Source organism: Pseudomonas sp. G3-39, from assembly GCF_054790485.1.
Map to the genome: position 1 here is coordinate 268415 of NZ_CP186497.1, position 20824 is coordinate 289238.

At 60.1% G+C, this 20824-nt stretch carries 18 protein-coding genes; 7 read left to right on the plus strand and 11 right to left on the minus strand.

What is annotated here, in order from left to right:
* Positions 1 to 64: 64 nt before the first annotated feature.
* From ACOYXG_RS01250 to gpmI, 4 genes are all read right to left on the minus strand, one after another.
* Entirely contained in the window at positions 65 to 841 is a 777-nt protein-coding gene (locus ACOYXG_RS01250; protein WP_097086964.1) for a divergent polysaccharide deacetylase family protein, read from the minus strand.
* Between the two features lie 2 nt (positions 842 to 843).
* Positions 844 to 2163, minus strand: a complete 1320-nt coding sequence (locus tag ACOYXG_RS01255; protein WP_027611261.1) for a S41 family peptidase — start codon at positions 2161 to 2163, stop codon at positions 844 to 846.
* 31 nt (positions 2164 to 2194) lie between these two features.
* On the minus strand, positions 2195 to 3481 hold the full coding sequence (locus ACOYXG_RS01260; protein ID WP_027611262.1) for a murein hydrolase activator EnvC family protein: 1287 nt from the start codon (positions 3479 to 3481) through the stop codon (positions 2195 to 2197).
* 251 nt (positions 3482 to 3732) lie between these two features.
* Positions 3733 to 5259: a 2,3-bisphosphoglycerate-independent phosphoglycerate mutase gene (gene gpmI, locus ACOYXG_RS01265; RefSeq protein WP_135294771.1), complete on the minus strand. Its 1527-nt coding sequence runs from the start codon at positions 5257 to 5259 to the stop codon at positions 3733 to 3735.
* A 154-nt stretch (positions 5260 to 5413) separates the two neighbouring features.
* On the opposite strand from gpmI, the gene ACOYXG_RS01270 reads away from it, so the two are divergent.
* Genes ACOYXG_RS01270 through secB form a run of 3 tightly spaced genes read left to right on the plus strand, consistent with a single transcriptional unit; the run spans position 5414 to position 6626 of the window.
* Positions 5414 to 5827: a rhodanese-like domain-containing protein gene (locus ACOYXG_RS01270; protein ID WP_135294772.1), complete on the plus strand. Its 414-nt coding sequence runs from the start codon at positions 5414 to 5416 to the stop codon at positions 5825 to 5827.
* A 1-nt stretch (position 5828) separates the two neighbouring features.
* The gene (grxC, locus tag ACOYXG_RS01275; RefSeq protein WP_003220774.1) at positions 5829 to 6083 is read left to right on the plus strand and encodes a glutaredoxin 3; all 255 of its coding nucleotides are present in this window, start codon (positions 5829 to 5831) and stop codon (positions 6081 to 6083) included.
* Positions 6084 to 6140: 57 nt separating this feature from the next.
* Positions 6141 to 6626, plus strand: coding sequence for a protein-export chaperone SecB (secB, locus tag ACOYXG_RS01280; protein ID WP_027611264.1), 486 nt, complete (start codon positions 6141 to 6143; stop codon positions 6624 to 6626).
* Between the two features lie 130 nt (positions 6627 to 6756).
* Here secB and trmL read toward each other — a convergent pair whose 3' ends face one another.
* On the minus strand, positions 6757 to 7212 hold the full coding sequence (trmL, locus tag ACOYXG_RS01285) for a tRNA (uridine(34)/cytosine(34)/5-carboxymethylaminomethyluridine(34)-2'-O)-methyltransferase TrmL (RefSeq protein ID WP_027611265.1): 456 nt from the start codon (positions 7210 to 7212) through the stop codon (positions 6757 to 6759).
* Between trmL and ACOYXG_RS01290 the strand changes: the two genes are divergently transcribed.
* Positions 7211 to 7651, plus strand: coding sequence for a hypothetical protein (locus ACOYXG_RS01290; protein ID WP_460355485.1), 441 nt, complete (start codon positions 7211 to 7213; stop codon positions 7649 to 7651). The genes trmL and ACOYXG_RS01290 overlap by 2 nt on opposite strands.
* A gap of 519 nt (positions 7652 to 8170) precedes the next feature.
* Here ACOYXG_RS01290 and ntrC read toward each other — a convergent pair.
* The 5 genes from ntrC to glnA all read right to left on the minus strand — a co-directional run bounded on the left by ntrC (position 8171) and on the right by glnA (position 13678).
* On the minus strand, positions 8171 to 9607 hold the full coding sequence (gene ntrC / locus ACOYXG_RS01295; protein ID WP_007961729.1) for a nitrogen regulation protein NR(I): 1437 nt from the start codon (positions 9605 to 9607) through the stop codon (positions 8171 to 8173).
* Positions 9604 to 10689 carry a nitrogen regulation protein NR(II) gene (gene glnL / locus ACOYXG_RS01300; RefSeq protein WP_007909240.1) on the minus strand — a complete coding sequence of 362 codons (1086 nt, stop codon included), beginning with the start codon at positions 10687 to 10689 and terminating at the stop codon, positions 9604 to 9606. Before glnL ends, ntrC begins: the two co-directional genes overlap by 4 nt.
* Positions 10690 to 10920: 231 nt before the next feature.
* Complete coding sequence (locus tag ACOYXG_RS01305; protein WP_460355488.1) at positions 10921 to 11538, minus strand: DUF4124 domain-containing protein; 618 nt, start codon at positions 11536 to 11538, stop codon at positions 10921 to 10923.
* Entirely contained in the window at positions 11535 to 12047 is a 513-nt protein-coding gene (locus tag ACOYXG_RS01310; protein WP_096796685.1) for a DUF4124 domain-containing protein, read from the minus strand. Before ACOYXG_RS01310 ends, ACOYXG_RS01305 begins: the two co-directional genes overlap by 4 nt.
* A gap of 224 nt (positions 12048 to 12271) precedes the next feature.
* Positions 12272 to 13678 (minus strand): glutamate--ammonia ligase, encoded by a 1407-nt coding sequence (gene glnA / locus ACOYXG_RS01315; protein ID WP_003220788.1) that lies wholly within the window; start codon positions 13676 to 13678, stop codon positions 12272 to 12274.
* A 328-nt stretch (positions 13679 to 14006) separates the two neighbouring features.
* Between glnA and thiI the strand changes: the two genes are divergently transcribed.
* Both thiI and typA read left to right on the plus strand, forming a co-directional pair.
* Positions 14007 to 15461 (plus strand): tRNA uracil 4-sulfurtransferase ThiI, encoded by a 1455-nt coding sequence (gene thiI, locus ACOYXG_RS01320; RefSeq protein ID WP_047600876.1) that lies wholly within the window; start codon positions 14007 to 14009, stop codon positions 15459 to 15461.
* Between the two features lie 139 nt (positions 15462 to 15600).
* Complete coding sequence (gene typA, locus ACOYXG_RS01325) at positions 15601 to 17421, plus strand: translational GTPase TypA (RefSeq protein WP_007961739.1); 1821 nt, start codon at positions 15601 to 15603, stop codon at positions 17419 to 17421.
* 230 nt (positions 17422 to 17651) lie between these two features.
* Here the strand turns inward: typA and ACOYXG_RS01330 are convergent, their stop codons facing one another.
* Complete coding sequence (locus tag ACOYXG_RS01330) at positions 17652 to 18089, minus strand: YkgJ family cysteine cluster protein (protein ID WP_007961740.1); 438 nt, start codon at positions 18087 to 18089, stop codon at positions 17652 to 17654.
* 259 nt (positions 18090 to 18348) lie between these two features.
* On the opposite strand from ACOYXG_RS01330, the gene ACOYXG_RS01335 reads away from it, so the two are divergent.
* Positions 18349 to 20799: a glycogen/starch/alpha-glucan phosphorylase gene (locus ACOYXG_RS01335; RefSeq protein ID WP_460355493.1), complete on the plus strand. Its 2451-nt coding sequence runs from the start codon at positions 18349 to 18351 to the stop codon at positions 20797 to 20799.
* The last annotated feature ends 25 nt before the right edge of the window (positions 20800 to 20824 follow it).

A 20824-nucleotide genomic window follows, 5' to 3' on the forward strand; every position in this document is an offset into this window, starting at 1 on the left:
TTCTATAAGTTATTGCTGCTTATTTTGGACGTAGAGGCTTATGAGAATTTAATCAGTTGATAGCTTAACGATAAATTCCATTTTTCCCGTGTGCAGCTGTCGCTTTGTTACTCCGCACGCTGATCATCTGCTTGATATCGATCCACTCGATGCCTTGCGCCTTGAGCTTCGGCAATTCACGTTCCAGCACCGCCAGCGTCTGCGGGTAAGGGTGGCCGATCATCACGGCCGAGCCCTGCTTGCGGGCCAGGCTGATCGCCGTCTGCAGCTGGTTGAAAATGGCGGCTTCGGTGCGTTCGTCATCGAGAAACACATCGCGCGAAACACTCGCCAGATCGATCTTCTGTGCTTGCCGCGCCGCCACGGTTTGCGCACTGGTGCGGCTGTCGACGAAGAACTTGTGCCGACGCTGCAACTCGCCCATCAGCCACGCCATCGCCACCGGCTGGGCGGTCATGCGACTGCCCATGTGGTTGTTGATGCCCGCCGTGTAGGGGACCATTTTGAACGCGGCGTCGAGGCGCTTTTGCAGCTCTTCGAGCGGCAGTTCGGGGTGCCAGGCGTACGGACCGGTGGCCGGATCCATCGGCATGTGCAGGATCACGATCTTGCCGGCGCGATGGGCTTCGCGGGCGAATTCGGTGGCGTGCGGGGTGTCGGGCATGATCGCCGTGGTCACTGGGCCGGGCAGAGCCAGCACACGGCGATCCCGGGGCAGGTTCTGCCCCAGGTCGTCGATGATCAGCGTCAGGTAGGCTTTTGGCGGTGGCGTCCTGGCGGGTTCTGCGTGAGCAGCACCCGCCAGATAGCACAGCAGGACGAAGAGCAAACGCAAAGACATCCTCAACGGCCGGACGTGATGCTCAAGCCCTTAAGCAGGCTCAGGGCCTGGGCCAACTGGTAATCGTCATCCTGCGGCATGGCCTTGGCCTTGGTGCCGGAACCGGTCGGCTTGTCTGCGCCGCCGTTGCCGTTGCCCAAGTGACCTTGCAGGTCGGCTTCCTTGAAGTAGTCGCCGTCCGCTTCGTTGGTGATCTTGGCCTTGCGCACTTCGATGTCCGGGACGATGCCCTGGGCCTGGATCGAGCGGCCGTTCGGCGTGAAGTACAGTGCCGTGGTGATCTTCAGCGCGCGGTCGTTGTTCAGCGGCAGCACGGTTTGCACCGAGCCCTTGCCGAAACTGGTGGTGCCCATGACTACCGCGCGTTTCTGATCCTGCAGGGCGCCGGCGACGATTTCCGAAGCGGAGGCGCTGCCACCGTTGATCAGCACGACCATCGGCACCGCTTCGCTTTCGTCTTTGCCGGTGGCGGAGAAGCGCAGTTCGGAGTTGGCGATCCGGCCTTTGGTATAGACGATCAGGCCTTTCTTGATGAAGTGGTCGACCACTTCCACTGCCGCCTGCAACACGCCGCCCGGGTTGTTGCGCAGATCGAGGATGATGCCGTTGAGCTTTTTGCCGTTGTCCTTGCGCAGCTTGGCCAGGGCCTTGGAGACCTCTTCGCCGGTCTTGACCTGGAACTGGGTGATGCGGATGTAGCCGTAGCCCGACTCCAGCAGCTGCGCCTTGACGCTCTTCACCTGAATCACGGCGCGGGCCAGGGTCACGTCGAACGGCGTGCCACCGTCGCGCACCAGGGTCAGGGTGATCTTCTGGCCGATCTTGCCGCGCATCTTGTCCACGGCTTCGGTCATGGTCTGGCCGCGAGTTGGCGCACCGTTGATCTTGACGATGAAGTCACCGGCCTGGATGCCAGCCTTCGACGCCGGGGTGTCGTCGATCGGCGAGACGACCTTGATGAAGCCGTCTTCGGAGCCGACTTCGATGCCCAGGCCGCCGAATTCGCCGCTGGTGCTTTCCTGCAGTTCGGTGAAGTCTTCAGGGCCGAGATACGCGGAGTGCGGATCGAGGTTGCTGAGCATGCCCTTGATCGCGTTTTCCAGCAGGGTCTTGTCATCCACCGGCTCGACATACGCCGCCTTGATCCGGTCCATGACCTCGGCAAAGGTGCGCAACTCTTCCAACGGCAACGGGGCCTTGGCGGTCGCGGCAGTGCCTGCCGGAGCGACGGCCGGGGCCGGTTGAGCGGCGAACGCCAGAGGCGCGCCGATCACCAGAGCGATCGTCAGGGCCAGCGAGGTAAGGCGGGACAAATGCAGCATGTCGAACGAACTCCTGAATTAGGCGACGCGCTTATCCTTGCGCGTGACACCATTGCGCCGGATCACTCGGGTGACCCTGCTGACGAATTGCGAAATACAGCGCTGGTGTGTCCTGACCGCCACTGTTACCCACAGTGGAGATCGACTCACCGGCTTTTACCACGTCACCGGCCGACTTGAGCAGTGTCTGGTTGTGACCGTAAAGACTCAGATAACCATTGCCGTGATCAAGGATCACCAGCAGCCCGGCGCCACGCAACCAGTCGGCGAACACCACGCGCCCGCCATGCACGGCATGCACTTGGCTGCCGGCAGCGGCGCTGATCATCACACCATCCCACTTGGTGCGGGCATCGTCGCCACGGCTTTCGCCGAAGCGTGCCAGCAATCGACCATCAACCGGCCACGGAAGTTTTCCCCGGGTTGCAGCAAAAGGGCCGCCGAAGGTCTCACCGCTGCTGGACACCAGCGCGCCGGGGGTTGATTTGACGGGTTTTCGTGGGGCGTCGCTGTTGTCAGCCTGCGCCTCACGCAAACGCTTTTTTTCCGCTTCCTGCTGGGCGATCAGCGCTTTCTGCCGCGCTTCTTCTGCCTCACGGGCCTGACGGGCCAGGGTTTCTTCAATGGTTTTAAGGACTTTAGACAGGTCTGCCTGATCCTGCTCGCGGGCGGCCAGTTTCTGGTCGCGGGCTTTCACGTCATCGTTGAGCTTGGCGAGGACTTGCTGGCGTTCCTTGCGGACTTTTTCCAGCTCGTCGCGCTGGGTGTCGAGGCTGCTTTTCTGCACCAGCAATTGCGCCTGCTGCATGGCGATGTCTTTTTCGACATTGGCCAGTTGGCGCAGGGTTTCGTTGAAGTTCTTCAACTGCTCCAGGCGGGCCTGGCTCAGGTAATCGTAATAGGTGAGGGTGCGGGCGAATTTCTCGGGATTCTGCTGGTTGAGCAGCAGCTTGAGGTATTCCTGACGGCCATTCTGGTAGGCCGCGCGGGCCTGGATGGCGATCAGTCGCTGCTGTTCAGTGCGCGCGCTCTGGAGTTTTTTTTTCTCCGCATCGAGCCGCTGCAGCTCGGATTCGCTTTTTTTCAACTCTTTCTGCAGGGCATCGACCTGCTTCTCGAGCTTGCCCATCTCGGTTTCAGTGCCCTTGAGCTCTTTCTGCACACCGGATTTTTCTTCCTGCAGCTTGCCCAGCAGCTTTTTCAGCTCGGCAATGTCCTGACGCGTGGCATCCAACTGCTGTTGGGTTTGCGCGCGCTCGTCAGCGAAGGCCGGTTGGAGCAGGCAGGTCAGAGCGAGGGCGATCAGGACGCGGAGCATAGAGGCGGGCGGCACCAGGGTAATGGACGGCCTAGTATGCCCGCCCGGGGCTGCAAAAAAAACGCCCAATTGGGCTTGTGTGATAACTGGAGCGGCGCAGAGGCCCATTTCCATTTCGAAAACCCCATAAACCACTGTGGGAGCTGGCTTGCCAGCGATGGCGTCTGCACATTCAACATAGCTGTTGGCTGTCAGATTGCTATCGCTGGCAAGCCAGCTCCCACAGGGTTTGGCGGTGTTTGATCTGGCGATTACACCAGAATCGAAGTCCCCGTCATTTCCGCCGGTTTTTCCAGGCCAAGCAGCATCAGCATGGTCGGCGCGACGTCCGCCAGTACGCCGCCTTCACGGACCTTGAGGTCACGCTTGCCGACATAAATGAACGGCACCGGCTCGGTGGTGTGCGCGGTGTGCGCCTGGTGGGTTTCTTCATCGGCCATTTTTTCGACGTTGCCATGGTCAGCGGTGATCAGCGCTTCGCCACCCACCTTTTCCAGAGCTTCGACGATACGGCCGACGCAGGTGTCCAGGCATTCCACGGCTTTTACCGCAGCGTCGAACACGCCGCTGTGGCCGACCATGTCGCCGTTGGCGTAGTTGACCACGATCACGTCGTAACGCTGATGCTCGATGGCGTCGACGATGCGGTCGGTGACCTCGGGTGCGCTCATTTCCGGTTGCAGGTCGTAGGTGGCGACTTTCGGCGACGGGATGAGGATGCGCTCTTCACCCGGGAACGGCTCTTCGCGGCCGCCGGAGAAGAAGAAGGTCACGTGCGCATATTTTTCGGTTTCGGCGATGCGTAGCTGGGTCTTGCCGTTTTTCGCCAAATAGTCGCCAAGCACGTTTTCCAGGCTGCCCGGAGCGAAAGCCGCCGGGGCCGGGATGCTGGCGGCGTATTGGGTCAAGCCCACGTACTGCACTTTTGGCTGGCGCGTGCGCTCGAATTCCTTGAAATCGTCTTCGACAAATACGCGGCTCAGTTCGCGGGCACGGTCGGCGCGGAAGTTCATGAACACCACGGCGTCGCCGTCTTCGACCTTGACCGGCTCGCCGATGGTGGTGGCTTTGACGAATTCGTCGCTCTCGCCACGGGCGTAGGCGGCGTCGAGGCCTTCCTGAGCGGTGGCGGCGTTGAATTCGGCGTTGCCGTCAACGATCAGGTTGTAGGCCTGAGATACGCGGTCCCAACGGTTGTCACGGTCCATCGCGAAGTAGCGACCGATGAGGCTGGCGATGCGGCCCTTGCCGAGCGCCTGGAAGGTCGCGTCGAGCAGTTCGATTGACGACGCGGCGCTTTTCGGTGGCGTGTCGCGACCGTCGAGGAAGGCGTGCAGGTAGATTTTCTCGGCGCCGCGCTTGAAGGCCAGTTCGGCCATGGCGATCAGGTGATCCTGGTGGCTGTGCACGCCGCCATCGGACAGCAGACCCATGAAATGCACGGCTTTGCCGGCGGCCACGGCTTTATCCACGGCGGCGCAGATGGTCGGGTTGTCGAAGAACTCACCGTCGCGGATCGCTTTGGTCACGCGCGTGAAGTCCTGATACACCACGCGCCCGGCGCCGAGGTTCATGTGGCCGACTTCGGAGTTGCCCATTTGGCCGTCCGGCAGACCAACGTCCATGCCGCTGCCCGAGATCAGGCCGTTCGGCACCGTGGCCCACAGACGATCGAGCACAGGCTTCTTCGCCGCATACACGGCATTGGATTCGTGGCTGTCACTGTGACCGAAGCCGTCGAGAATCATCAGGACCAAAGGTTTAGGCGTGGTAGTCATGGAATCCACTCGTGGCTAATAAAGAAGAGGGCGATGGAAAAGGGAGTGGCGAGTTTAATGCTTAGTTCCGACCACGTCACCGCCGGACGGGGTTTGGCCCACCATAGTGGCTGTGTATACTGGCCGACATTTTAACGCCCTGGAACCTCCTTCGATGGTTGCTCACCTGATTGAATTTGCCACTAACCACTACATTCTTGTCGGTATCTTCGTCGTACTGCTGGCTCTGCTGCTGGCGCACACGATGCAGGGCGGCGGTAGAAGCCTGAGCACCGGCGAACTGACCGCACTGGTCAACAAGGACGCAGGCGTGGTGGTGGACATCCGTCCGGCGAAAGATTACGCCGCCGGTCATATCGTTGGCGCGATCAACATTCCTCAAGACAAGCTGGCTGCACGTACCGGCGAGCTGGAAAAGCACAAGGCCAAGACCATCATTCTGGTCGACGCCCTGGGCCAGACCGCTGGCACCCACGCTCGCGAGCTGATGAAGTCCGGCTTCACTGCCGCCAAGCTGTCCGGCGGGATCTCCAGCTGGAAAGGCGACAACCTGCCGTTGGTGAAGTGATATGAGCGAAGTCATCGTCTACTCCAGCGACTACTGCCCTTATTGCATGCGAGCCAAGCAATTGCTCGCGAACAAAGGTGTGGCCTTCGAAGAGATCAAGGTCGATGGCAAGCCGCAGATTCGTGCTGCCATGAGCCAGAAGGCCGGACGCACGTCCGTGCCGCAGATCTGGATCGGCGAAAAGCACATCGGCGGTTGTGATGATTTGTATGCCCTGGAGCGCGCGGGCAAGCTCGACGCGCTGCTCAAGGCCTGAACGGCTGCACCCACGTACAGCACTCCCTAAAAGACCCAAGATCAGAAAGGATCTGAGATGACTGACCAACAGAACACTGCAGCCAGCGAAGAAGAAACCGCACCGCAATTCTCCTTGCAGCGCATCTACGTACGCGATCTGTCCTTCGAAGCCCCGAAAAGCCCGGCGATCTTCCGCCAGCAGTGGGACCCGACCGTCGGCCTGGACCTGAACACCCGTCAGAAAGAACTGGAAGGTGATTTCTACGAAGTGGTACTGACCCTGTCCGTGACCGTGAAAAACGGCGACGAAGTGGCTTTCATCGCTGAAGTGCAACAGGCCGGTATCTTCCTGATCAAGAACCTCGACGCGGCTTCGATGAGCCACACTCTGGGTGCGTTCTGCCCGAACATCCTGTTCCCGTACGCGCGCGAAACCCTGGACAGCCTGGTGACTCGTGGTTCGTTCCCGGCCCTGATGCTGGCGCCGGTGAATTTCGACGCCCTGTACGCGCAAGAGCTGCAGCGCATGCAGGAAGCTGGCGAGACGCCGACCGTTCAGTAAGTATCTGAGCGACGACGCAAGTCCAATGTGGGAGCGGGCTTGCTCGCGAAAGCGCAGTGTCAGGCGACATCAATGTCATCTGATCCGACGCCTTCGCGAGCAAGCCCGCTCCCACATTTGTTATCCGGTGTTATTTGAAGTCGTTCTGCCGCCACGCTTCGTACACGGCCACCGCCACGGTGTTGGACAGGTTCAGGCTGCGGCAGCCTTCACGCATCGGCAGGCGCAGGCGCTGTTCGGCGGGCAGGGCGTCGAGCACTTCCGCCGGCAGGCCACGGCTTTCCGGGCCGAAGATGAACGCATCGCCCGGGACGAACGCGGCGTCGTGAAACGGCCGCGAGCCCTTGGTGGTGAACGCGAACAGCCGTGGGTTGCCGAGGCTTTCCAGGCAACTGGCGAGGTCGGCGTGGCGCTGCAACGTGGCATATTCGTGGTAGTCGAGACCGGCCCGGCGCAAGCGCTTGTCGTCCATCTCGAAACCCAGCGGTTCGATCAAATGCAGGTGGCAGCCGCTGTTGGCGCACAGCCTGATAACGTTGCCGGTGTTCGGCGGAATTTCTGGTTGAAAAAGGATGACGTGAAACATGCACGGCTCCGAAGGTAAAGATGACGCGCATTCTACGCCGCAAGCCGACCCGCGTTCGAAACTATTCCCGCGGGTGATCGGTTCGCTGGCGATTGTCGGCGTGATGGTCGGCTTGATGATCGGTCGCCTGACCACGCCGGACCCCAGTGTGCTGCAGCAGGTCGACGTGACCGGTGACGGCCTGGTGGTGTGGTTCAGCAACGAACCGAAGCTGCACGGTGAAATCATCGATGGCACCGTGGCCCTGTTGTTTCAGGCAGAGGGCAAGGCGCAAAAGGGTCAGCTGAAGCTCAACGGCAAGGACGTGAACTGGCGAACGCGCTTGAGTGACGGTGGGCTGTTGCTGACGGTGCTGGCGGCGCGGCCGCTGCAAGGGGAGTGGGCCGGGAGCAAGGTCGATGACCGCTGGCGGCTGGAGATCCATCTCCGGGGGCAATAAAAGCGGGAATCCCCGGCCTGCCTGTACCAGGGTTCCCAAAACGGGGTGGACTTCGCTGAGAGCGTCGGTCCGGTGTAAAGAGGGAACCCCCGGCCTGCCTGTACCAAGGATCCCAAAAGGGTGGGTTCGCCGCGTTGCGGTTTGAACCCGGTGTAAAGAGGGGAATCCCCGGCCTGCCTGTACCAAGGTCCCCGAAACGGGTGGTGAATCGAATCACCTGTGAGGGTTATTGCAGGCGGCGTGCCAGTTTTAGTATTTGGAAACAGAAAAATCCCTCAAATGCACCAAAGCCCCGTAAATCGGGGCTTTGGTGTTTTTACTGGCTGGGTTTTTCAGTCTTGCCTGGATGGTTTTTGCACAGGTTGCGATGCCCGATCACGGGTCAAAGTGCATTAGGTTGGTGCACGGCGGGACCACTGTGGGAGCGGGCTTGCTCGCGAAGACGTCGCGTCAGTTACTGATACGTTTCATGAGCAGCGCTTTCGTGAGCAAGCCCACTCTCACAGAGGGTGTGGTTGATCAGCCCTCATCCCCCTCATCATCATCCCCACCGTCCACTTTCATCCCCAATTCCTTGATCTTGCGCGTCAGGGTATTACGTCCCCAACCGAGCAATACCGCCGCATCACGACGGCGACCGGCCGTGTGCTTCAGTGCGGTCTCGATCATGATCCGCTCGAACGCCGGCACCGCGCTGTCGAGCAGGCTCGACTGGCCACGGGCCAACGCCTGATCGGCCCACTGGCGCAGCGCCTGCTCCCAGTTGGTCACTGGCGCCGAGTCCTGCGGCAGGCTCAGCAGTTCCGGCGGCAGGTCACTGATGTGCACTTCGCGCCCGGAGGCCATCACGGTGATCCAGCGGCAGGTGTTCTCCAGCTGCCGCACGTTGCCCGGCCATGGCAGGTTCTTCAGGTATTCCTCGGTCTCGCTTTTCAGCAGCTTCGGCTCCACCGCCAGTTCTTGCGCAGCGCGGCTGAGGAAGTGCTTGGCCAGGGTCGGAATGTCTTCGCGACGGTCCGACAGGCGCGGGATGTGGATGCGGATCACGTTGAGGCGGTGGAACAAGTCCTCACGGAATTTCCCGGCATGCACCAGGGTTTCCAGATTCTGGTGAGTCGCGGCAATGATCCGCACGTCGACCTTGACCGGCACATGCCCGCCAACGCGATAGAACTCGCCGTCGGCCAGCACCCGCAGCAAACGGGTCTGGGTATCGGCCGGCATGTCGCCGATTTCGTCGAGGAACAGCGTGCCGCCGTCCGCCTGTTCAAAGCGCCCGCGACGCAGGTTGGCCGCGCCGGTGAACGCACCTTTCTCGTGGCCGAACAGCTCGGATTCCATCAGGTCTTTCGGGATCGCCGCCATGTTCAGCGCGATGAACGGCGAGGCCGCGCGCGGGCTGTGGCGGTGCAGGGCGTGGGCCACCAGTTCTTTACCGGTACCGGATTCGCCGTTGATCAGCACGGTGATGTTGGAGTGGCTCAAGCGGCCGATGGCGCGAAACACCTCCTGCATCGCCGGCGCTTCGCCGATGATTTCCGGGGTGCGGGTCAGCGCCGGCACCACTTCCAGGCCTTGCTGCTCTTGCGCATGCTGATTGGCGCGCTTGACCAGCGATACCGCCTCGTCAACGTCGAATGGCTTCGGCAAGTATTCGAAAGCACCGCCCTGATAGGAGGCCACTGCGCTGTCGAGGTCGGAGTGCGCGGTCATGATGATCACTGGCAACCGTGGGTGCTGTTCGCGGATGCGTGCCAGCAGGTCGAGGCCACTGGCGCCCGGCATGCGGATGTCGGAAATGATCACATCAGGCTGCTGACGGGCCAGACGACTCATCACGCCATCGGCGCTGTCGAAGCTCTGCGTGGTCATGCCTTCCTGCTGCAAGGCTTTTTCCAGAACCCAACGGATAGAACGGTCGTCATCGACGATCCACACGGTTTCACTACGGCTCATGTCGATGTGGCTCCTTGTTCCAGTGGCAGAAAGATCGAGAACGTGGTGTGGCCGGGGTGGCTGTCACACTCGATCAGGCCCTGGTGCTGGCTGATGATGTTCTGGGTAATGGCCAGGCCCAACCCGGTACCGTCCGGGCGGCCGCTGACCATGGGAAAGAAGATGGTTTCCTGAAGTTCTGCAGGGATCCCCGGGCCGTTGTCGATGATCTCGATTTTGGTCACCAGGCGATGGCGGACGTGGCCAATGGTGAACTGGCGCATGGTCCGGGTGCGCAGGCTGATGCGGCCCAGACGCAGCTCGTTCTGGCTGCTGATCGCCTGCATCGCGTTGCGCACGATGTTCAGCACGGCCTGAATCATTTGTTCGCGGTCGATCAATACGTCGGGAATGCTCGGGTCGTAGTCGCGCACCAAGGTGATGCAACCCTGGCTTTCCGCTTCGACCAGTTGGCAGACGCGTTCGAGCACTTCATGGACGTTACACATGGCCAGCGACGGCAGCTTGTTCGAGCCGAGCATGCGGTCGACCAGATTGCGCAGGCGGTCGGCCTCTTCAATGATCACGTTGGTGTAATCGCGCAGGCTGTCTTCCGGCAGTTCGCGGGCCAGCAACTGCGCGGCGCCCCGGATGCCGCCGAGCGGGTTCTTGATCTCGTGGGCGAGACCACGCACCAGCATCTTGCTGGTTTCCTGCTTGGACAGTTGCGCCTCTTCCTTGGTGATCCGCAGCAGGCGATCACGTGGGTGCACCTCAAGCAGAAGCATGGTCGCGCCGTTGCTGAGGATCGGTGTCACTGCGTAGTCCACGGTCAGAGTCTGGCCGGTGAGGGCGGTGAGCATCGCTTCGCGCTTGGTGAAAGGGTGTGCCTGTTCGACCGCCTGACGCAGCGAGTTGAGCGCCTCGGTGGACTCGGTGAACAACTCGCTGATGAACTGCCCATGGCTGCGCTGACCGCTGATGGCTAGCAGCATCTCGGCCGCCGGGTTCATGTATTCGAGGCGCAGTTCGGCGTCGAGCAGGATGGTGGCGGTGGTCAGGTTGTCGAGCAGCAAACGGTGGATTGCGTCGCTAATAGTCATCGGAGCCTCTTTTGGGGGCGGAGCGTGCGCAAGAAGCAGGCGTCGTTAAACGGAAAATGCAAAAACCAAACCAAGGCTCCGAAAAGAAGCGTTCAACCCGTGAAACAGGCGTTTGACGCTCGTTTGAGTGGCAGGGTGCCAGCTCGAACGGGAAGTTTCGACCCAAAATGGGTTGGAATCTGGGTACGGTGCAGACTATTGCACCAATATAGTGCGTAAAGCTGAATGGCGTTAGAAGAAGCGCAGGAAGGGATTTTTTTCTTCGGCAGGTTTGTCTTTCAGCGGACATTCCGGGCGCACGCCGTAGTCCTCGCTGACGCAGGGTTTGACCTGGCGTTTCTGCGCCAGCGAGATGCGCAGCATGTGGAACGGCTGGTTGGCGGTACGCTCGACGGTGCGACCCTGCTCATCAAGGATTTCCACCGACAGGTTGTGACTGCCGCGGTCGATGTTGCTCAGCGGGAATACCGGACTCAGTCCCGGCTCGCCAGTGGCCTGGCCGTCCAGCAGCAGGCGATAGCGATGGCCGTGCTGTAAACCGGGTTCGCTGGTGACGCTGACGATCACCTCGCCCGCGCTGCTGCGAAGGGTCGCGTCCGGCTCGGGGATCAGGACGCGCAGCATGTCGTAGTGGAACAGCGGTTGTTCCGCGACCTTTTTTGCAGCGCTGATCGGTGCTGCAGCCGTGGGGTTGGCCGACATGCGATTGCTGGTGGCGATAGGCACGCGCTTGGCGTTGTCGCGCGGCTGGTCGGTGTAGACGCGATTGCCCTGCGCGTCGACATAGGTGAAGACCTCTGCCGAAACGGGCAGGGCGAACAGGCACAGGATCAGCCAGAAAATTCTCATGGCTTGTGCACCCGCTGTACGGTGAACACCACCGCCGGACTCTGCTGGATGATCGCTTCGCCGTCGATCACCTGCACCGCGAGACGATGCTCGCCGCGATCGACATTCACCAATTGCAGGATCGGCACGTTGCTCGGCTGGCCATAAGGTGTGTCGTCCAGCACCAGCCTTAACTGGTGCGGCGCCTGCAGGCGCGGCTTGATCAGCACATTGACAGTGAAGGTGCCGTTGTTGGCGCGCAGCGCTTCTTCGCTGGGCAGGCCGGTCAGCTCCAACACCTCGTAGGCACTGCGTGCCGCGGGGCGTGTGTCGGTGCTTGAAGGCGCTGGCGCGCTCGGTGCCTGTGGCTCGACGCGGTTGAGTGGCGGCAACTCGACCGGCTGCGCCTGAACACCGTCCGGCGAGTGATCGCTGTAAACCGTGTTGCCATTGGCATCGGTGTACTTGTAGATCTGCGCGGCGGCGGGCAGGGCGATCAGCAGCAGGATGTAGAGAAAGGTGCGACCCATGAAATCGACCGGGAAAGAAAGCGATGGGGTGCAGCATAGGCCAGGTGCGGCGGTTGGCCCAACCCGGGACATATCCGGAGATCATTCAGACGCCAAAAATCCCTGTGGGAGTGGGCTTGCTCGCTCCCACAGGGGTTTTGCGTAGTTTCATAAATCGTGGGCAATAAAAAGGCCTCCCGAAGGAGGCCTCTTATTGTCACGCCGCGTAGCACGGCGCTACCGGATCAGCAGCTGTAGTACAGCTCATATTCCAGTGGGTGTACGAAGGTACGGACCTTGATTTCTTCTTCGGATTTCAGCGCGATGTAAGCGTCGATGAAGTCGTCGGAGAACACGCCGCCCTTGGTCAGGAACGCACGGCCCTTGTCCAGCTCTTCCAGGGCTTCTTTCAGGCTGCCGCAAACTTGTGGGATCTCTTTCGCCTCTTCAGGCGGCAGGTCGTACAGGTTTTTGTCAGCGGCATCGCCTGGGTGGATCTTGTTCTGGATACCGTCCAGACCGGCCATCAGCAGTGCTGCGAAAGCCAGGTACGGGTTGGCAGCCGGATCCGGGAAGCGTGCTTCGATACGACGGCCGCGTGGGCTGTTGACGTAAGGAATGCGGATCGAGGCGGAACGGTTGCGCGCCGAGTAGGCCAGCATTACCGGAGCTTCGAAACCTGGCACCAGACGCTTGTAGGAGTTGGTGGCCGGGTTGGTGAAGCCGTTCAGGGCCTTACCGTGCTTGATGATACCGCCGATGAAGTACAGGGCGGTTTCGGACAGGCCGGCATAGCCTTCGCCAGCGAAGGTGTTCTTGCCGTCTTTGGCGATGGACATGTGCACGTGCATGCCCGAGCCGTTGTCGCCGTACAGTGGCTTCGGCATGAAGGTCGCGGTGCGGCCGTATGCGTCGGCAACGTTGTGGACAACGTATTTCAGAGTCTGAACTTCGTCAGCTTTCTTCACCAGGGTGTTGAACTTGACACCGATTTCGTTCTGACCGGCAGTCGCCACTTCGTGGTGGTGAACTTCAACGGTCTGGCCCATCTCTTCCAGTGCGTTGCACATGGCAGTACGGATTTCGTGGTCGTGGTCGAACGGCGGAACCGGGAAGTAGCCGCCTTTGATACCAGGACGGTGGCCTTTGTTGCCGCCTTCGATGTCCTGGTCGGACATCCACGAGCCTTGTTCGGAGTAGATCTTGAACATCGAGCCGGAGATGTCCGACTTGAACTTCACTTCGTCGAAGATGAAGAATTCTGGTTCTGGGCCAGCGAAGACTGTGTCACCGATACCGGTGGTCTTCAGGTATTCCTCGGCGCGGTGAGCGATGGCGCGCGGGTCGCGATCGTAACCTTGCATGGTCGACGGTTCGATGATGTCGCAAACCAGGATCAGGGTTGCGTCTTCGGTGAACGGGTCCAGAACGGCAGTGTCGTCGTCCGGCAGCAGAATCATGTCGGAGGCTTCGATTCCTTTCCAGCCAGCGATGGAGGAACCGTCGAACATCTTGCCGACTTCGAAGAAGTCGTCTTCCAGCGCATCGCGAGCCGGCATGGTCACGTGGTGCTGAGTGCCTTTGGTGTCCGTGAAGCGCAGATCAATCCACTTGACGTCATGATCTTTGATGAGTTGAACCGACTTCGACATAGTGTCCTCCGGGTGGCTTAGGGCTTGGTAGTGGATGCCCTTAATAGGGGTGATGCCGGCGCAGATACTCTGCCAAGGCAACCTGCCTCACAAGGGAGCAAATTGCATGCCAGTGCCCCAGCATGGGTTTTTTGCCCCAATTTCACGCTTTGAGCACCGCAAAGTGCCATAAGAGTGAAAATCTCGCCCCTTAATGTAGCGCTTCAAATCAGAAATGACCTGTTTTGGTGCAAGTGAAACCTTCTGCATATTAACTGGTTAAACCTTGAGCAATTTCCGCTATAATCCGCGCCCCCCTTTTTCGGCTGGCCCTGCGCGCGCTGTTTTCATGAAACTAATCGTAAAAGTCTTCCCCGAGATCACCATCAAAAGCCGCCCTGTCCGGATGCGTTTCATCCGCCAGCTGGCCAAGAACATCCGCGCCGTGCTCCGCGATCTGGACCCGGCCGTGGTGGTGAACGGTGTGTGGGACAATCTCGAGCTGGAAACCCGCGTTACCGACCCCAAAGCCTTGAAAGAGATGGGTGAGCGCCTGGTCTGCACCCCGGGTGTCGCGCATTTTCTGCAGATCGACGAGTACCCGCTGGGCGACTTCGACGACATCACCGAGAAGTGCAAACAGCACTACGGCGATGTACTGGCCGGGAAGATTTTCTCGGTGCGCTGCAAGCGTGCAGGCAAGCACCCGTTCAGCTCGATGGACGTCGAAAAATACGTCGGCAGCAAGCTGCGTCGTGAGTGCGGTGCGGCCGGAATCGACCTCAAAGACCCGGAAATCGAAGTTCGCATCGAAGTTCGCGACCAACGGTTGTTTGTCATCCACAGCCAGCACAACGGCATCGGCGGTTACCCGCTCGGCGCCCTGGAGCAGACGCTGGTACTGATGTCCGGCGGCTTTGACTCGACGGTTGCCGCGTACCAGATCATGCGCCGCGGCCTGATGGCGCATTTCTGCTTCTTCAATCTGGGCGGTCGTGCCCACGAATTGGGCGTGATGGAAGTCGCGCATTTCATCTGGAAGAAGTACGGCAGCTCACAACGCGTGCTATTTGTCAGTGTTCCGTTCGAAGAAGTGTTGGGCGAAATTCTCGGCAAAGTCGATAACAGTCATATGGGCGTCGTATTGAAGCGTATGATGTTGCGCGCATCGTCGGCCATCGCCGACCGGCTGCACATCGACGCGCTGGTCACCGGCGAAGCGATCTCCCAGGTATCGAGCCAGACGCTGCCGAACCTGTCGGTGATCGACTGCGTGACCGACAAACTGGTCCTGCGCCCACTGATCGTTGCGCACAAGCAGGACATCATCGACACGGCCAACGAGATCGGCACCGCCGATTTCGCCCGGCACATGCCGGAGTACTGCGGGGTCATCTCGGTCAATCCGAAGACTGCCGCCAAGCGCCACCGTGTTGAGCACGAAGAGAAAGAATTCGACATGGCGGTTCTCGAGCGTGCGCTCGAAAACGCCAAACTGGTGCCGATCGATCGAGTGATCGACGAATTGGGCCAGGACTTGCAGATCGAAGAAGTCGGCGAAGCGCTGGCCGGTCAGATCGTCATCGACATCCGTCACCCGGATGCGGCCGAGGATGACCCGCTGGAACTTGCCGGCATAGAAGTACAGACGATGCCGTTCTACGCAGTGAACGCTCGTTTCAAGGAGCTGGATCCGACTCGCCAGTACCTGCTGTATTGCGACAAAGGCGTGATGAGTCGCCTGCATGCTCACCATTTGCTCAGTGAGGGGCATGCCAATGTGCGCGTTTATCGACCGAGCTAAGTGCCCGGGGCTGTTTGCCTGTGGCCTGCGTCACCGGCCCCCCGACACCGCCGTCAAGCTGTAACGGCCATGCCGGACACTACTGTTAATCGCTGCCAAGACTTGTCAGCAAACCGAATCCTCTGATCGAGATACACAAGTGATCGAAAATCTACGTAACATCGCCATCATTGCCCACGTTGACCATGGTAAGACCACCCTGGTAGACAAACTCCTGCGTCAATCCGGCACTCTGGAGCGCAACGAGCTCAACGACGAGCGCGTGATGGACTCCAACGACCAGGAAAAAGAGCGCGGTATTACCATTCTGGCGAAAAACACCGCCATCAACTGGAACGGCTACCACATCAACATCGTGGACACCCCGGGCCACGCCGACTTCGGCGGCGAAGTAGAACGCGTAATGTCGATGGTTGACTCCGTTCTGCTGCTGGTTGACGCTCAAGACGGCCCTATGCCGCAAACCCGTTTCGTGACCAAGAAGGCGTTCGAAGCCGGCCTGCGTCCAATCGTGGTCATCAACAAGGTTGACCGTCCAGGCGCGCGTCCGGACTGGGTTCTGGACCAGATCTTCGACCTGTTCGACAACCTCGGTGCTACCGAAGAACAACTGGACTTCCAGGTTGTTTACGCTTCGGCCCTGAACGGTATCGCCGGTCTGGATCACACCGCCATGGGCGAAGACATGACTGCGCTGTACCAGGCAGTTGTCGACCACGTTCCGCCTCCGGCCGTTGACCGTGACGGTCCGTTCCAGATGCAGATCTCCGCTCTGGACTACAACAGCTTCCTGGGTGTTATCGGTGTTGGCCGTATCGCTCGTGGTCGCGTCAAGCCGAACACCCCGGTTGTCGCGATCAGCGCCGACGGCAAGCGCCGCAACGGTCGTATCCTGAAGCTGATGGGTCACCACGGTCTGCACCGCATTGACGTTGAAGAAGCAGCGGCTGGCGACATCGTCTGCATCAGCGGCTTCGACGAGCTGTTCATCTCCGACACCCTGTGCGACATCAACACCGTCGAGGCGATGAAGCCGCTGACCGTTGATGAGCCAACCGTTTCCATGACCTTCCAGGTAAACGACTCGCCATTCTGCGGTAAAGAAGGCAAGTTCGTGACCTCCCGTAACATCAAGGATCGTCTGGACAAAGAGCTGCTGTACAACGTTGCACTGCGCGTTGAAGAAGGCGACTCGGCTGACAAGTTCAAGGTTTCCGGCCGTGGTGAGCTGCACCTCTCGGTACTGATCGAAACCATGCGTCGCGAAGGCTTCGAGCTGGCCCTGGGCCGTCCTGAAGTGATCATCCGTGAAGTTGACGGCGTGAAGCAGGAACCGTTCGAAAACGTCACCATCGACATCCCTGAAGAATCGCAGGGCAAGGTCATGGAAGAGATGGGTCTGCGTAAGGGCGACCTGAGCAACATGGTGCCGGATGGCAAGGGCCGTGTTCGTCTGGAATACAACATCCCTGCTCGCGGTCTGATCGGTTTCCGTAACCAGTTCCTGACCCTGACCAACGGTGCTGGCATCCTGACCTCGATCTTCGACCGTTACGCTCCAGTGAAGTCGGGCCACATGTCCGGCCGTCAGAACGGCGTTCTGGTTTCGGTTGAAACCGGCAAGGCACTGACCTACTCGCTGGAAACCCTGCAGGCTCGTGGCAAGCTGTTCGTAGAACACGGCCAGGAGATCTACAACGGTCAGATCGTTGGTCAGAACAGCCGCGACAACGACCTGGGTGTGAACCCTACCAAAGGCAAGAAGCTCGACAACATGCGTGCTTCGGGTAAAGACGAAACCATCGCTCTGGTACCACCTGTTCGCTTCACTCTGGAACAGGCTCTGGAATACATCCAGGAAGACGAGCTGTGCGAAGTGACTCCTAAGTCCATCCGTCTTCGCAAGAAGATCCTGGACGAAAGCGAGCGTACCCGCGCTGCCAAGAAAGCCAAGGCGTAATTTAGCCCGAGCTTGAAAAAAACGCCCCCGGTCGCGAGACCGGGGGCGTTTTTGTTTGTCTGGGGTTCAGCTGAGGGTTGTGCGGTGTTGGTGCTGGCCTCTTCGCGAGCAAGCCCGCTCCCACAGTAGATTTTTGGTGAACACAACTCTTGTGTACGCCATCGATTCCCTGTGGGAGCGGGCTTGCTCGCGAAGGCGGCCTAACAGGCGCCGGAAATTTCAGGAAAAGATCAAAACTTCTCGATCGACCGCGAATTCTGCACCCGCTCGACTTCTTTCGGCTTGTACGCGCAATACCCTGGGCGCGGGCCGATCTTCGGGTGGTTGCGGCAGGTGTCCGGGCGCTTGTCATAAATGGTGCACAGGCGGCTCTTACGATCCAGGTAGTAGCAATCGTTGTTGCTCATGCGCTGCAGGGTGAAGATCCCCGACTTCTGATTGAAGCGCTCGACCAGACCTTCCTTTTGCAGGCGCTTGGCGATGTTCTTCGGCGGATCGCCCAGCTCGAACTCGTCGACCACGCCGATGCGTACCAGGTCCTTGATCTTGACCTCGACCGGCAGGGTGCAGCAGCTGGAGACACAAGAGCCGCACATCGGGGCCGAATATTTGGCCCACGTATCGAGACGGTCGATCTCGGCGGCGGCAATCAGGTTGGGCTTCATCATCGGGGGTTACCAGGCGTGTGTGCATCAGGGCGCGCGATCATACCGGGACTGGTGGATTTTTGAACAACCTTTCGCCAGATTTTTGCAAACGCCACGCAAATGCCATTCAGTCCGGCACGGCCCCTGCATTCATTAGCCCACTCGCCAAGGTAATGCCGGGCTATCTCAACGTCTTCGGAAAAACTGCCGAACCTGCGCCTCTACCGTCGGTCAGACCGTCTAGGCTCAGACAATTCCCCGCTCGCTCGAGGTCCTATCGATGACTCAAGAACCACTAGTTCGCGAAGCAGAGGTGGCCGCATTCCGCGATGCCGTCCTGACCAAACTCACCTACGCGGTGGGCAAAGACCCGGATCACGCCTTCGACCATGACTGGTTCGAAGCCATTGCCCTGGCTGCGCGCGACCACATGGTCGAACACTGGATGGACCACACCCGGCAGATCTACCGCAAAGGCCAGAAGCGGGTGTATTACCTCTCGCTGGAATTTCTCATCGGCCGTTTGCTCTATGACAGCCTGAGCAACCTTGGCCTGCTCGATGTCGCCCGTGAAGCGCTGACCGAACTCGGTGTCGATCTGGAACGCATCCGTCTGCTGGAACCCGATGCGGCTCTCGGCAACGGCGGCCTCGGACGCCTGGCGGCGTGCTTCATGGAAAGCATGTCGACCCTCGGCATCGCCGGGCACGGCTATGGCATTCGCTACGAGCACGGGCTGTTCCGGCAGGCCATCGTCGATGGCTGGCAGCAGGAGCAGACCGAGCACTGGCTGGACTTCGGCAACCCGTGGGAATTTGAACGTCCGGAGGTGGTGTACACCATCGGCTTCGGCGGCAGTGTCGAAACCGTCACCGATGCCAGCGGCAAAACCAAACAGGTCTGGTCGCCAGCAGAAACCGTACGGGCGATTGCCTACGACACCCCGGTGGTCGGCTGGCGCGGGGCGAGCGTCAACACCTTGCGGCTGTGGCGTGCGCGCGCCATGGAGGATCTGCACCTGGAGCGTTTCAACGCCGGTGACCACCTGGGTGCCGTCGCCGAAGTGGCCCGGGCTGAAAGTATCTCCCGCGTGCTTTACCCGGCAGACAGCACTGAGGCCGGGCAGGAACTGCGCCTGCGCCAGGAATACTTCTTCGTCGCCGCTTCCTTGCAGGATTTGCTGCGTCGTCATCGCAACATGCACACCTCGGTGCTGACCCTGGGCGATCACGCGGCGATCCAGCTCAACGACACCCACCCTTCGATTGCCGTTGCTGAATTGATGCGGCAACTGGTCGACGTCTACGACGTGGCCTGGGATGCGGCGTGGCAAGTCACGGTCGATACCTTGTCGTACACCAACCACACGCTGTTGCCCGAAGCGCTGGAAACCTGGCCGGTCGGCCTGATGGAACGCATGCTGCCGCGGCACATGCAGATCATTTATCTGATCAACGCCCAGCACATCGACTCGCTGCGCGCCAAAGGCATTCATGATTTCGACGTGCTGCGCGCGGTGTCGTTGATCGAAGAGGACAACGGTCGCCGGGTGCGCATGGGCAACCTCGCGTTCCTCGGTTCGCACAGCGTCAACGGCGTGTCCGGGCTGCACACGCAGTTGATGCGCAAGACCGTGTTCGCCGAATTGCACAAGCTCTACCCGGAGCGGATCAACAACAAAACCAACGGCATCACCTTCCGCCGCTGGCTGTTCCAGGCCAACTCCGAACTGACCTCGATGCTGGTCGACTCCCTCGGCCCGGAGGTGCTGGATAACCCGGAAGAGCGCTTGCTCGATCTGGAACCGTTCGCCGAGCAACCCGCCTTCCGCAAAGCCTTCGCCGAACAGCGACTGCACAGCAAAAAGGCCTTGGCCTATCTGATTCACGAGCGGCTGGGGATCGCGGTCAATCCGGCGGCGATGTTCGACGTGCAGGTCAAACGGATCCACGAATACAAGCGCCAGTTGCTCAACCTGATGCACACCGTGGCGCTGTATCAGGCAATCCGCGCCGAGCCTGAAGTCGACTGGGTACCCCGGGTGAAAATCTTCGCCGGTAAAGCGGCGGCCAGTTATCACCAGGCCAAATTGATCATCAAACTGACCAACGACATCGCCCGGGTAGTGAACAACGACCCGACAGTACGCGGTTTGCTGAAGGTGGTGTTCCTGCCCAACTACAACGTCAGCCTGGCGGAGAGCATCATTCCGGCGGCGGACTTGTCCGAGCAGATTTCCACGGCCGGGTTCGAAGCCTCGGGCACCAGTAACATGAAGTTCGGCCTCAACGGTGCGCTGACCATCGGCACCCTCGACGGCGCCAACGTGGAAATGTGCGAGCGCATCGGCGCCGAGCACATGTTCATCTTCGGCCTCAGCGCACAGCAGGTCGAGGCGCGCAAACAGAACCACGAGTTCAGCGCCGCGCCGGACATCGCCGCGTCGCATCGTTTGAGCGACGTGCTGCAAGCGATCCGCAGTGGTGTGTTCTCGCCGGATGACACGTCGCGTTACACCGGACTGATCGACTCGCTGGTGGACTACGACCGCTTCCTGGTCTGCGCCGACTTCGATTCCTACTGGGAAGCGCAAAAACGCGTCGATGCGCACTGGCACGACGCCAACAACTGGTGGCGTTCGGCAGTGCTCAACACGGCGCGGATGGGCTGGTTCTCGTCCGACCGGACGATTCGCGAGTACGCCACGGATATCTGGAAGGCACTGGAGTGATTTTCTGCAACAAATGTGCGTAAGG